Here is a 12764-nt window from a genome sequence, read left to right on the forward strand (position 1 = left end):
CGCCAAGGGTAAGCGTGCGGGGCCGGTAGCGTTCCGGGTATGAGACTCGGAGTCCTCGACGTGGGTTCGAACACGGTGCACCTGCTGGTGGTGGATGCGCACCCCGGCGCCCGGCCGCTGCCCGCGCACTCGCACAAGGCGGAACTGCGTCTGGCCGAACTCCTCGACGAGGACGGGGCGATAGGGGCCGAGGGCGTGGACCGGCTGGTGGCGACGGTCACCGACGCGCTCCAGGCCGCCGAGGACAAGGGGTGCGAGGACGTCCTGCCGTTCGCCACGTCCGCGGTGCGCGAGGCGAGCAACGTCGACCAGGTGCTGGCCCGGGTGCGCGACGAGACGGGCGTCGAACTCACCGTCCTCAGCGGTGCGGAGGAGGCCCGGCTCACCTTCCTCGCCGCCCGCCGCTGGTACGGCTGGTCGTCGGGGCGGCTGCTGGTGCTGGACATCGGGGGCGGTTCGCTGGAGATCGCCTACGGCATGGACGAGGAGCCGGCCGTCGCGGTGTCGCTGCCGCTCGGGGCCGGCCGGCTCACCGCCGGATGGCTGCCGGGCGACCCGCCGGACCCGGCGGAGGTGAAGGCGCTGCGCCGCCACGTGCGGGCCGGCATCGCCCGCAGCGTCGGGGAGTTCACCCGCCTCGGCCGCCCGGACCATGTCGTGGCCACGTCCAAGACCTTCAAGCAGCTCGCCAGGATCGCGGGCGCCGCGCGCTCCACCGAGGGCCTGTACGTGCAGCGCGGCCTCACCCGCAAGGCGCTGGAGGACTGGGTGCCGAAGCTGGCGACGATGACCGTCGAGCAGCGGAGCGCCCTGCCCGGCGTCTCCGAGGGCCGCGCCGGACAGCTGCTCGCCGGGGCGCTGGTCGCCGAGGGGGCCATGGACCTGTTCGGGGTCGAGGAGCTGGAGATCTGCCCCTGGGCGCTGCGCGAGGGCGTCATTCTGCGCCGCCTGGACCACCTGCCGGCGGAACGGGCCGCGCTGAGCCGGTCCCAGCCGGGCTGATCGGGGGCGGGCCGACCCGTGCGGAACCCGGTCCGGAGCCCGTGCGGAACCCGATTCGGAACCCGTGCGGGAGACGGTCCCGGGGGGCGTGCGGCGGCCGGAATCCGTCGCATGGCCCTTCTCACTTTCCGCCCGGGGCCCTCGGTCCGGCGTACGGCTGCCCGTACGCTGTTCCAGTGGCAGAACCAGTGGTGCGCATCCCGGATGCGAAGGTCGCCCTGTCGACGGCCTCCGTCTACCCGGAGTCGACGGCGACGGCCTTCGAGATCGCCGCGCGTCTCGGTTACGACGGCGTCGAGGTCATGGTGTGGACCGATCCGGTCAGCCAGGACATCGAGGCGCTGCGCAGGCTCTCGGACCACCACCGGGTACCGATCCTCGCCGTCCACGCTCCCTGTCTGCTGATCACCCAGCGCGTCTGGTCCACCGATCCGTGGGTGAAGCTCCAGCGGGCCCGGAACGCCGCGGAGAAGCTGGGGGCGACGACCGTGGTCGTCCACCCGCCGTTCCGTTGGCAGCGCAACTACGCGCGCGACTTCGTCACCGGGATCTGGCGGATGGCCGACGAGACCGACGTGCGGTTCGCCGTCGAGAACATGTACCCGTGGCGCTACCGGGACCGCGAGATGCTCGCGTACGCCCCCGACTGGGACGTCACCAACAACGACTACCGCCACTTCACCGTGGACCTCTCGCACACCGCGACGGCCCGCACCGACGGCATGGCCATGGTCGAGCGGATGGGCGACCGCCTCGCCCACATCCACCTCGCCGACGGCAAGGGCTCCAACAAGGACGAACACCTCGTGCCCGGCCGCGGCGACCAGCCCTGCGCCGAACTCCTGGAGCACCTGGCCCGCACCGGCTTCGACGGCCACGTCGTCATCGAGGTCAACACCCGCCGCGCCATGTCCACCGCCGAACGCGAGGCCGACCTGGCGGAGGCCCTCGCCTTCACCCGGCTCCACCTGGCCTCGTCCCCGGACCGGACGCCGCGCCCGTGACCGACGGCCCCAAGCGCCGCGGCCGCCCCTCCCGCACCACCGGCCCCGACGCGCGCACCCGCATCCTCGACGCGGCCCGCGCCGAGTTCGCGGAGCGCGGCTACGACAAGACGTCGATCCGGGGCGTGGCCAGGGCGGCGGGCGTGGATTCCGCCCTGGTCCACCACTACTTCGGCACGAAGGACGAGGTCTTCGCCGCAGCCGTCGAGCTCTCCTTCGAACCGGCCCTGGCGATCCCGGCGGTCCTGGGCGAGGGCACGGACGGCCTGGGGGAGCGGCTGGCCCGCTACTTCCTCTCGGTGTGGGAGAACCCGGCGTCCAGGGCCCCGCTGCTGGCGGTCATGCGGTCCGCGCTGACGCACGAGGCAGCGGCGAAGGTGCTGCGGGGCTTCGTGCTGCGCCGGCTCCTGGAGCGCGTGGCGGAGGCGCTGGACGTACCGGACGCCACGTTCCGCGCGGAGCTGGCGGCCTCGCACATGATCGGGATCGTCATGCTGCGTTACGTGCTCCGGACGGAGCCGCTGGCATCGGCGCCGCCCGAGAGGATCGTCGAGCTGGTCGCGCCGACGCTCCAGCGCTATCTGACGGAGACCTGAGCCCCGCGGCACGGCGGGCACGGCCCTTCGCGACCTGCCGGGTCGCCCGCCCCGCCCCGGTCCCGTAGCGTTTCCGTCCGGCCCACCCATCGAGCAACCCGTCCCGCATGGCGGACGATGTGTCCAGATCTTGGAGCCGGGGGCGTACGCTCGGAGACAGTCTTTGATGTCGAAGGAGCGAGAGACGATGCCCCAGCTGAGGTCCCGCACTGTCACCCACGGCCGCAACATGGCGGGCGCCCGCGCCCTTATGCGGGCCTCGGGCGTAGCGAGCGAGGACATCGGCAAGCCGATCATCGCGGTCGCCAACTCCTTCACCGAGTTCGTCCCCGGCCACACCCACCTGGCGCCGGTCGGCCGGATCGTCTCCGAGGCCATTGCGGCCGCGGGCGCCGTGCCGCGCGAGTTCAACACCATCGCCGTCGACGACGGCATCGCGATGGGCCACGGCGGGATGCTCTACAGCCTCCCCTCCCGCGACCTGATCGCCGACTCCGTCGAGTACATGGTCGAGGCGCACTGCGCGGACGCGCTGATCTGCATCTCCAACTGCGACAAGATCACCCCCGGCATGCTGATGGCCGCGATGCGCCTCGACATCCCGACGGTCTTCGTCTCCGGCGGCCCGATGGAGGCCGGCAAGGCCACCCTCGTCGACGGCACGGTCCGCAAGCTCGACCTGGTCAACGCGATCAGCGACGCCGTGGACGAGAGCATCTCGGACGAGGACATCCTCCGCATCGAGGAGAACGCCTGCCCCACCTGCGGCAGCTGTTCCGGCATGTTCACCGCCAACTCGATGAACTGCCTGACCGAGGCGCTGGGCCTGTCCCTGCCGGGCAACGGCTCCGTCCTCGCCACGCACACCGCCCGCAGGGCGCTGTACGAGGAGGCCGGCCGCACGGTCGTCGAGATCACCAGGCGCTACTACGAGCAGGACGACGCGACGGTCCTGCCCCGCGCCATCGGCACCCGTGCCGCGTTCGACAACGCGATGGCGCTCGACATCGCGATGGGCGGCTCCACCAACACGATCCTGCACCTGCTGGCCGCCGCGCAGGAGGCCGAGCTGGACTACGACCTCGCCGACATCGACGCGGTCTCGCGCCGCGTCCCCTGCCTGGCGAAGGTCGCGCCCAACGTGGCCCCCGGCGGCACGTACTACATGGAGGACGTGCACCGGGCCGGCGGCATCCCCGCCATCCTCGGCGAGCTGCACCGCGGCGGCCTGCTCGACGAGAACGTGCACGCGGTCCACTCCGACTCCCTCGCCGAGTGGCTGAAGAACTGGGACGTCCGCGGTGGCTCCCCCTCCCCCGAGGCCGTCGAGCTGTGGCACGCGGCTCCCGGATGCGTCCGTTCCGCCACCGCCTTCTCGCAGTCCGAGCGCTGGGACTCGCTCGACCTCGACGCCGCCGGCGGCTGCATCCGCGACCTGGCGCACGCGTACTCCAAGGACGGCGGCCTGGCGGTCCTCAAGGGGAACCTTGCGGTGGACGGCTGCGTCGTGAAGACGGCGGGCGTCGACGAGTCGATCTGGACCTTCGAGGGCCCGGCGGTCGTCTGCGAGTCGCAGGACGAGGCCGTCGACAAGATCCTCCGCAAGGAGATCAAGGAGGGCGACGTCGTCGTCATCCGCTACGAGGGCCCGCGCGGCGGCCCCGGCATGCAGGAGATGCTCTACCCCACCTCCTTCCTCAAGGGCCGCGGCCTCGGCAAGAGCTGCGCCCTGGTGACCGACGGCCGCTTCTCCGGCGGCACGTCGGGGCTGTCCATCGGCCACGCGTCGCCGGAGGCCGCTTCGGGCGGCACGATCGCGCTGGTCGAGGACGGCGACCGGATCAGGATCGACATCCCGAACCGCTCGATCGAGCTGCTGGTCCCCGAGGCCGAGCTGGCCGGTCGCCGCGAGGCGCTGAACGGCGTGTACGCGCCGAAGAACCGCGAGCGCAAGGTCTCGGTGGCGCTGCGCGCGTACGCGGCGATGGCCACGAGCGCGGACCGGGGCGCGGTGCGGGACGTGACCAGGCTCGGCTGACCGGCCCGGCACCGGGCCGCGAGTCCGGCGGCCCATCGACCGGGAGCCCGGCCCCCGCTTCCACCCGGGGACCGGGCCTCTCCCACGAGCAGCCCCGGGCCGCGGTACCGCCCGCCCGGTGCTCACCAGCCGGCGGGGTCCTTCCCGTCCACCGCGAACACCGACCCGTCGGGCGCCGTCCCGAAGACGGTCCGCTCGGCGGCCACCGGCGCGGGCAGCGCCGAGGAGTACGTGAGCCTCCCGCCCCGCAGCCGCGGGCCCGTCTGGCCCAGCAGCGTGCCGCGCTCGGTGTCCACGGCGAGCAGCCGCCCGTCCGCCGCGGAGAAGTACAGCCGGTTCCCGGCGGCGAGCACCGGGGCCGAGGTCCGGCCGGCAGCGGTCTCCAGCTGCCAGCGCACCGGCTCTCCGCCCCCGGAACGGGTGTCGACGGCGACCAGGGTTCCGCCGTGCGCCAGCAGATAGGCGGTGTCACCGCCCACCACGACCTCCGGCTCGTTCATCCGGAACGGCAGCGCCATCCGTTCGACGTGTCGCCGCCCGGGGTCGTAGCGGACCAGCCCGACCGTCTGGGCGTCCCCGTTCATGGAGGTCAGGACGAGCGAGCCGGCCGCGGACCCCACCGGGGTCAGCATCCCGGCCAGCCGCCGCTGCCACGCCGCGCGCCCCGTCTTCGCGTCCACGGCCGTGATCAGCGTGGTGGACCCGTAGGCCGAGTGCTCGAACGCGTAGGCCAGCCCCGTGGAACCGTCGTACAGCGCGTAGTCCGGGCGCTGGTGGCCGGCGAGCGGATGCCGCCACAGGGACACCCCGGTCGCCGCGTCGAGCGCCTCGGTCGTGCCGTCCTCGGCGACGAGCAGCAGCGAGCCGCCCGCGGCGAACGGCGTGCCCACGTACGCGGAGAGATCCGTGTCCCAGACCTGCTCGCCCCGGGCGGGGTCGTACGCCCGGAGCTTCCCGCCCGGCACCGCCGTGTGCACCAGACCGCCGGAGACCGACACGACACCGACCGCCGAGGCGTCGTCCCCGTCCCTGTCCCCAGCCCCGGAATCGGCGTCGGCCGCCGCGGCGGTACGGGACCACAGCACCCGGCCGTCCGAGGGGTCCAGCCGGGCGACCCCGACACCGCCCGCCGCGCAGTACAGCGCGACGGGGCCGCCGTCGGCCGTCCCCCCGGAGCCGTCCGGTGCCTCCGCCCCGTCGGTACCGTCCGCCGGGGAGCAGGCCGGCGTCGAGCTTCCGGCGGTACGCAGCGAGGTCCGCCACGGCGCGAACGAATCCGCCACCCCTTTGGCCCCACCGACCCCGCCCGGCTCACCGGTACCGCCCGAATCGCCGGCGCCGCCCACCGCACCGGCCGCCCACACCCCACCGGCACCCACGACCAGCAGCGCCGTGGTGGCCGCCAGCCACCGCCGCCCGGCCCCCTTGCCGGTTCCTCTGCCGAGCGCCCCGCCGGTCCGGCCGCCCCCGTCCGTCCTCCCGCCGCCCGGCGCGCCCGCGCCCACGTGCGTGTCCGTGTCCGGGCCGGTTTCCGCGTCGCTCCCCGGCACCAGCGCCGACACGGCGGCCGTCGGCTCGAAGGCCGCCGCCGGCCGCCGCTGCGACGGTATGAACGCGGCGGCCTCGTACGACGGGGGCCGCAGCGCCCGCATGATCTCGTCCGGGGTGGGCCGCCCGGCGGGGTCCTTCGCCAGGCACTGCCCGATCAGCGGGGCCAGGTCCTCCGGCACACCCGCCAGATCGGCCTCGTCGTGCACCACCTGGTAGGCCACGATGTACGGGCTGTCCGAGTCGAAGGGGCCCCGCCCGGTCGCCGCGTGGACCAGCACGCCCCCCAGGGCGAACACGTCGGCGGCGGGCCCGACCTCGCGCGGCCGCTGGAACTGCTCGGGCGCCATGTACGGCGGCGAGCCGATCAACTTGCCCGTCTCGGTGCGCAGATCGCTGTCGTACGGCCGGGAGATCCCGAAGTCGATGACCTTGGGCCCGGAGTCGGAGAGCAGCACGTTGCTCGGCTTGAGGTCGCGGTGGATCACCCCGGCCCGGTGGATGTCGCGCAGCGCCTCGGCGAGTCCCGCCGTCAGCCTGCGCAGTTCGGCGGGGGCCATCGGCCCGTTCCGCTTCACCTGGTCGGCGAGGGTGGGGCCGGGGACGTACAGGGTGGCCATCCAGGGCAGCACCGCGTCCGGATCGGCGTCGACCACCGGCGCGGTGAAGGCGCCGCTGACCCGCCGGGCGGCCCCGACCTCCTGCCGGAAACGCGCCCTGAACTCGGGGTCCGCCGCGTACTGCTGGTGCACCACCTTGACGGCGAGCTGAAGGCCGGAGGCGGAGCGGGCCAGATGCACCACGCCCATGCCGCCCGCGCCGAGACGTGCCTCAAGGCAGTACTGCCCGGCGTACTCCGGATGCTCCGCTTCCGGATTGGCCCCGGTACCTCGCAGCGGCGGCATCGCCCACCCCCGTGTGTTCGTCCGCAAGCGCGACGCACGGAGCCTAGTCGATGGTGCGTGCGATCCGGGGGGAGCTATGTAGCCTGCGCGTCGTACACGATCTCTCGACGGGGGAGGGCCACATGGCCACGGAGGAACGCATGGAGGAGCACGTGGAAGAGCACGTCGCGGAAACCGCCGACGAGGCCGCCGGGGACCTGGCGACGGCCGGCTCCGACGACGTCACCAGGTACCCGATCGCGCCCGGCTACCGCGTCAACGTCCGCCGGGGCCCGGGCACCAAGTACGGGATCGTCCGGACCCTCCCGTACGGAATGCGGGTCCCGGTCTACTGCCAGAAGCCGGGGGAGCGGGTCACCGGCCCGTACGGCACCTCGAACCTCTGGGACAACATCGCCAACGGCCAGTTCGTGGCGGACGCCTACGTCCACACCGGCAGCGACGGCTACATCGCCCCGCGCTGCGACTGACGACGCCCGGCGGGGACGGGACAGGGGGACGGGCGCGGGCGCGACGGGGACCTCGGCCGGGGCGGCGACGGCACGGGGATAATCGACCCCGTGAGCGAGAACAGCGAAGCCCCCGGTTCCGGTACCACGCCCGGCAGCACCGCGCCCGGCTCCACCCCGGGCCCGCAGCCCGAGCCCCTGCGCTTCTTCGGTACGACCTGGGTCGACCACGGCGGGGGGTACGGGCTGCGCCGCGTCGGGGTCTCGATCGGCTCCCTGGCCGCCGCGGTCGCCGCCTGCTTCGTGCTCCGCTTCGCCTACCAGGGGCTGGAGATCGCCGACGTGGGCGGTTTCGTCGGCATGCTGGTGGTCCTGATGTTCGCCATCTGCAGCGCCATCGCCTTCCGCAAGACGTGGGAGGGGTTCAGCCGCCGCCCCGCCGACCCGGTGCGCGAGGCCAATCTGCGCGGCCTCAAGACGATCGGCTTCGTCGGCTCGCTGATCGCGTATTTCCTCCGTACGTTCCGGGAGGCGCCGGGCGAACGGCTGCACCGCACGGAGTACGAGACGGCCCTGGCCCGTTACGAGAAGCGCCGCTCGGCGCGCACCGGGAATCCGGCGGCCCGCAAGAACGCCAAGGGCAAGCGCCCCAAGCGCAAGTGACCCCCGCGCTCCCGCTCACCTCGTCCTGTTCGCTTCCTTGACGGGCGGATGAGCCCGGAGAAAAATTCATCACATGATGAATTCTTCGGGCGCCGCCGTCGAGGCCCGTGGCCTCACCGTCGTACGAGGCAACCGCACCGTCCTCCGCGGCCTCGACTTCACCGTCCGGCCCGGCAGGATCACCGGCCTCCTCGGCCCCTCCGGCTGCGGCAAATCCACCCTGATGCGTGCCGTCGTGGGCACCCAGGCCAAGGTCACCGGCACCCTCCTCGTGATGGGCAGCCCCGCGGGCCACGCCACCCTCCGCCCGCGCGTCGGCTACGTCACCCAGGACCCGTCGGTCTACACCGACCTGACCGTCCGGCAGAACCTCGACCACTTCGCGGCGATCCTCCGGCCGGGGCGCCGGCACCGGGACGCCCACCGTGCCGACGTCGCGCGCGTCCTCACCGAGGTCGACCTGGCCGACCGCGCCGACGCCCTCGCCGGGGCCCTCTCCGGCGGCCAGCTCGCCCGGGTCTCCCTGGCCGTCGCGCTGCTCGGCGCCCCGGAACTCCTGGTCCTCGACGAACCGACCGTGGGCCTGGACCCCGTGCTCCGCCGCGACCTGTGGAACCTCTTCCACCGCCTCGCCGACGAGCACGGCACCACCCTCCTCGTCTCCTCCCACGTCATGGACGAGGCCGAACGCTGCCACCGGCTGCTCCTCATGCGCGAGGGCGCGATCCTCGCCGACGGCACCCCCGAAGCACTGCGCACCGCCGCCCGCGCCGACACCGTCGAAGCGGCCTTCCTCCACCTGGTCGACCGCGCCGCCACCCGTCAGGAGACCGCCGAATGAGCCCGGCCCGCACCCTCGCCACCGCCGCCCGGGTCCTGCGCCAACTGGCCCACGACCCCCGCACCGTCGCCCTGCTGCTCCTGATCCCGGTCCTGATGATCACGCTGCTCCGGTACGTGTTCGACGGCAGCCCCAGCACCTTCGACGCCATCGGCGCCTCGCTCCTCGGCATCTTCCCGCTGATCACGATGTTCCTGGTGACCTCGATCGCCACCCTGCGCGAACGCACCTCCGGCACCCTCGAACGCCTCCTCGCGATGCCGCTCGGCAAGGGCGACCTGATCGCCGGCTACGCCCTCGCGTTCGGCGCCGTCGCGATCCTCCAGTCCCTGCTGGCCACCGCGGTCTCGGTGTGGGCGCTCGGCCTGGACGTCATCGGCTCCCCGTGGCTGCTGCTCCTCGTCGCCCTGCTCGACGCCCTGCTCGGCACGGCCCTGGGCCTGTTCGTCTCGGCCTTCGCCGCGTCCGAGTTCCAGGCCGTCCAGTTCATGCCCGCCGTGATCTTCCCGCAGCTCCTGCTCTGCGGACTCTTCGTCCCCCGCGACCGGATGGCCCCCGCCCTCGAAGCCCTCTCGAACGTCCTGCCCATGTCGTACGCGGTCGACGGCATGAACGAGGTCCTCCACCACACCGACGTCACCGGCGACTTCGTCCGCGACGTCGTGGTCGTCGCGGGCTGCGCCGTCCTGGTACTCGCCCTCGGCGCCGCCACCCTCCGCCGCCGCACGGCCTGAGGACCCACCGGACGGCCTTCGATCGCGCGGCCGCCCCGGTGCGAGGATGACGGCGTCGGCACGACACCACGGCACACCGGCGCCGCGACACGCCGCCGGCACGACGCACCGAGATCCGCGAGCACCGCCCGGAGGGTGAACCACATGACCCAGACAGTTGCAGTCCTCGGCACCGGAAAGATCGGCGAGGCCCTGCTCAGCGGCATGATCCGGGCGGGCTGGCGCCCGGGGAGCCTGCTGGTCACCACCCGCCGCTCCGAGCGCGCCGAGGAACTCCACAACCGCTACGGCGTCGAGTCCGTCACCAACGCCGAGGCCGCCGCCCGCGCCGACATCCTCATCCTCGCGGTCAAGCCCCAGGACATGGGCCGGCTGCTCGACGAACTCGCCCCGCACGTCACCGCCGACCGCCTGGTCATCAGCGCCGCCGCGGGCATCACGACCGCCTTCATCGAGGACCGCCTCACCGGGGGAACCCCGGTCGTGCGCGTCATGCCGAACACCCCCGTCCTGGTCGACGAGGGCATGTCCGTCATCTCCGCGGGCAGCCACGCCACGACCGGTCACCTCGACGCCGCCGAGGCGATCTTCGGCGGCGTCGGCAAGACCCTCCGCGTCCCCGAGTCCCAGCAGGACGCGGCGACCGCCCTCTCCGGCTCCGGCCCCGCCTACTTCTACTTCCTGGTCGAGGCGATGACCGACGCGGGCATCCTGCTCGGCCTGCCCCGCGCCCAGGCCCACGAACTGATCGTCCAGGCCGCCATCGGCGCCGCCGTCATGCTCCGCGACAGCGGCGAGCACCCGGTCAAGCTCCGCGAGGCCGTCACCAGCCCGGCCGGCACCACCATCAGCGCCATCCGCGAGCTGGAGAACCACGGCGTGCGCGCCGCCCTCATCGCCGCCCTCGAAGCCGCCCGCGACCGCAGCCGCGAACTCGCCTCCGGCAACGGCTGAGCCCCTACCGGGCGGACCCGCCCTTCAGCACGTCCTCCGTGGTCACGACCCGGGCGAACCGCCCGCCGTGCAGCGACACCGCCGTCGCCCGGGTCAGCTCCTCCGCGGTCTGCGTCCAGCCGAAGGGCCCGGCCAGATCGAAGGTGTGCATCGCGTCCAGCGGGAACAGCACGTCGTACCCGAGGTTCCCGCCCATCCGCGCGGTGGTCTCGTTGCACATGTTCGTCTGGATGCCCACGACCACGACCTGCGAGACGCCCGCGCCCTTCAGCCAGGCGTCCAGATCCGGCTCCCCGTAGAACGCCGAGTTCACGGTCTTCCGGACCAGCACCTCTGCCCCGGAGCCCTTCCCCCGCCGCTCCTCGACGAAGTCCTTGAACGTGTTCCCCTCGGTCCCCGGCTCCAGCGGCGACCCGGGCCGCAGCGAGTCGTGCCGTACGAACACCACCGGACGCCCCGTCTCCTGCCAGGCGTCGATCAGCGCCGCGATGTTCCGTTCCGCGTCGGGATTGTTCCGCCGGCCCCAGAACTCGTACTCGAAGCCCTTCTGCACGTCGATGACGATCAGGGCCGCGTTGTCGTCGATCTCCGTGTTCTCCGTGTTCTCCATGCCCTCGATCCTGCTGGCCCCCGGGCCGCGGTCCCAGAGGCAGAAAAGACGGCGATCGATGGTTTACTGCCAAGGTGCCGACAGCGACACCGACAGGGGAGCCGACACCTCAGCGCATCGCCCTCCTCGTCTTTCCCGGCATCCGGGCCTTCGACGTCTCCGTCGTCCAGGAGGTCTGGGGCCATGACCGCGCCCCACGCGGCGTACCGCCCTTCGAGCTCCGCCGCGTCGCCGCCGAGCCCGCCGCGCCCGTCTCGCTGGGCGGCTTCCTCTCCCTCACCGCCGACCGGGGCCTGGACTGGCTCGATCGCGCCGACCTCGTCGTCGTGCCGGGCGTCGAGGACCCGGACGCCGAGGTCCCCGAGCCCGTACTCGATGCCCTGCGCCGCGCCCATGCCGCCGGCACCCCGGTCGCCGCGCTCTGCGCCGGGGCCTTCGTGCTCGCCCGCGCCGGTCTCCTCGACGGCCGACGCGCGGTCACCCACTGGTACCTCGCCGACCGCCTGAGCGCCCGGCACCCCCGCGTACGCGTCGAACCGGCCGCCCTCTTCGTCGAGGACACCGGCATCTGGACCTCCGCGGGCGTCGCCGCCGGCATCGACCTCTGCCTCCACCTCGTCCGTACCGCCCATGGCGCGGAGGCCGCCGCGGCCATCGCCCGCGCCATGGTCACCGCCCCGTTCCGCACCGGCACCCAGGCCCAGTTCATCGAACACCCCACGCCCCGGGCCGACCGGGACGCCGACGCCCTCGCCTCGGTACGGGCCTTCGCCCTGACCCATCTGTCCGAGCCCCACACGGTCGCCGACCTCGCCGCCCGCGCCGGGATGTCCTCCCGCTCCTTCGCCCGCCACTTCCAGGCCGGCACCGGCACGACCCCCCTGCGCTGGCTGATCGCCCAACGCGTCGCCGCAGCCCAGAAGCTCCTGGAGCGCACCGACCTCCCCCTCCCCGAAGTCGCCCGCCGCACCGGCTTCGGCAGCGAGGTCACCATGCGCCAGCACTTCGCGACCCACCTCTCCACCAGCCCCCGCGCCTACCGCCTGGCCTTCCACCAGGACACGACGCGATCCGGGGTTGACACGGCATGCCCCGATCCGTAGTGTGCTCCGAGTTGTCCGACGTGAGAACCGACTCCGGTCGGCCCCGGACAACCATTCCGCAGTATTCACACCGAATCGGCGATATCTGTCGCCCGGCTTTCGTTGTGCATTTGTGGAATGAGGAAACCGCGTTCGAAGGAACGCAGCCCCGATTGGCGTCGGGGCCCTGGATTCCGCTAAAGTCTCACCAGTCGGAACGGCCCAACGGCCGGGAAGACAAATCCCGCTGACTGGGAATCAGGCCCGAAAGGATCTGGTAGAGTCGGAAGGGCCGGAAAGGGAAAACGCGGAAGCGGAGGACCTGGAAGGCGAATCCC

12 protein-coding genes are annotated in these 12764 nt (G+C 72.9%); 10 read left to right on the top strand and 2 right to left on the bottom strand.

Annotation, left to right across the window (positions count from 1 at the left end; translation table 11 throughout):
- Positions 1 to 39 precede the first annotated feature (39 nt).
- The 4 genes from ACFYW1_RS27670 to ilvD all read left to right on the top strand — a co-directional run bounded on the left by ACFYW1_RS27670 (position 40) and on the right by ilvD (position 4640).
- Positions 40 to 1002: a Ppx/GppA family phosphatase gene (locus ACFYW1_RS27670; RefSeq protein ID WP_388998728.1), complete on the top strand. Its 963-nt coding sequence runs from the start codon at positions 40 to 42 to the stop codon at positions 1000 to 1002.
- Between the two features lie 176 nt (positions 1003 to 1178).
- A complete protein-coding gene (locus ACFYW1_RS27675) occupies positions 1179 to 2006 on the top strand; it encodes a sugar phosphate isomerase/epimerase family protein (protein ID WP_388998731.1) in 828 nt (275 codons plus the stop codon).
- Positions 2003 to 2602: a TetR family transcriptional regulator gene (locus tag ACFYW1_RS27680; protein ID WP_388998734.1), complete on the top strand. Its 600-nt coding sequence runs from the start codon at positions 2003 to 2005 to the stop codon at positions 2600 to 2602. Before ACFYW1_RS27675 ends, ACFYW1_RS27680 begins: the two co-directional genes overlap by 4 nt.
- Before the next feature lie 187 nt (positions 2603 to 2789).
- The gene (gene ilvD, locus ACFYW1_RS27685; protein ID WP_388998737.1) at positions 2790 to 4640 is read left to right on the top strand and encodes a dihydroxy-acid dehydratase; all 1851 of its coding nucleotides are present in this window, start codon (positions 2790 to 2792) and stop codon (positions 4638 to 4640) included.
- A 122-nt stretch (positions 4641 to 4762) separates the two neighbouring features.
- Here ilvD and ACFYW1_RS27690 read toward each other — a convergent pair whose 3' ends face one another.
- Entirely contained in the window at positions 4763 to 7093 is a 2331-nt protein-coding gene (locus tag ACFYW1_RS27690) for a serine/threonine-protein kinase (RefSeq protein WP_388998740.1), read from the bottom strand.
- Positions 7094 to 7215: 122 nt separating this feature from the next.
- Here ACFYW1_RS27690 and ACFYW1_RS27695 point away from each other — a divergent pair, with 122 nt between their 5' ends.
- The 5 genes from ACFYW1_RS27695 (at position 7216) to proC (ending at position 10734) form a co-directional block, all read left to right on the top strand.
- A complete protein-coding gene (locus ACFYW1_RS27695; protein WP_388998743.1) occupies positions 7216 to 7563 on the top strand; it encodes an SH3 domain-containing protein in 348 nt (115 codons plus the stop codon).
- A 90-nt stretch (positions 7564 to 7653) separates the two neighbouring features.
- Complete coding sequence (locus ACFYW1_RS27700; protein WP_388998746.1) at positions 7654 to 8205, top strand: hypothetical protein; 552 nt, start codon at positions 7654 to 7656, stop codon at positions 8203 to 8205.
- Positions 8206 to 8278: 73 nt separating this feature from the next.
- Complete coding sequence (locus ACFYW1_RS27705; protein WP_388998749.1) at positions 8279 to 9046, top strand: ABC transporter ATP-binding protein; 768 nt, start codon at positions 8279 to 8281, stop codon at positions 9044 to 9046.
- Positions 9043 to 9780 carry an ABC transporter permease gene (locus tag ACFYW1_RS27710; protein WP_388998752.1) on the top strand — a complete coding sequence of 246 codons (738 nt, stop codon included), beginning with the start codon at positions 9043 to 9045 and terminating at the stop codon, positions 9778 to 9780. Before ACFYW1_RS27705 ends, ACFYW1_RS27710 begins: the two co-directional genes overlap by 4 nt.
- Before the next feature lie 144 nt (positions 9781 to 9924).
- Positions 9925 to 10734 carry a pyrroline-5-carboxylate reductase gene (proC, locus tag ACFYW1_RS27715; protein ID WP_148840734.1) on the top strand — a complete coding sequence of 270 codons (810 nt, stop codon included), beginning with the start codon at positions 9925 to 9927 and terminating at the stop codon, positions 10732 to 10734.
- Between the two features lie 4 nt (positions 10735 to 10738).
- On the opposite strand, the gene ACFYW1_RS27720 is transcribed toward proC, so the two are convergent.
- Positions 10739 to 11344 (bottom strand): cysteine hydrolase family protein, encoded by a 606-nt coding sequence (locus ACFYW1_RS27720; protein WP_388998755.1) that lies wholly within the window; start codon positions 11342 to 11344, stop codon positions 10739 to 10741.
- Positions 11345 to 11418: 74 nt separating this feature from the next.
- On the opposite strand from ACFYW1_RS27720, the gene ACFYW1_RS27725 reads away from it, so the two are divergent.
- Entirely contained in the window at positions 11419 to 12447 is a 1029-nt protein-coding gene (locus ACFYW1_RS27725) for a GlxA family transcriptional regulator (RefSeq protein ID WP_388998758.1), read from the top strand.
- Positions 12448 to 12764 lie beyond the last annotated feature (317 nt).

Source organism: Streptomyces sp. NPDC002669 (assembly GCF_042889165.1).
Lineage (GTDB): Bacteria > Actinomycetota > Actinomycetes > Streptomycetales > Streptomycetaceae > Streptomyces.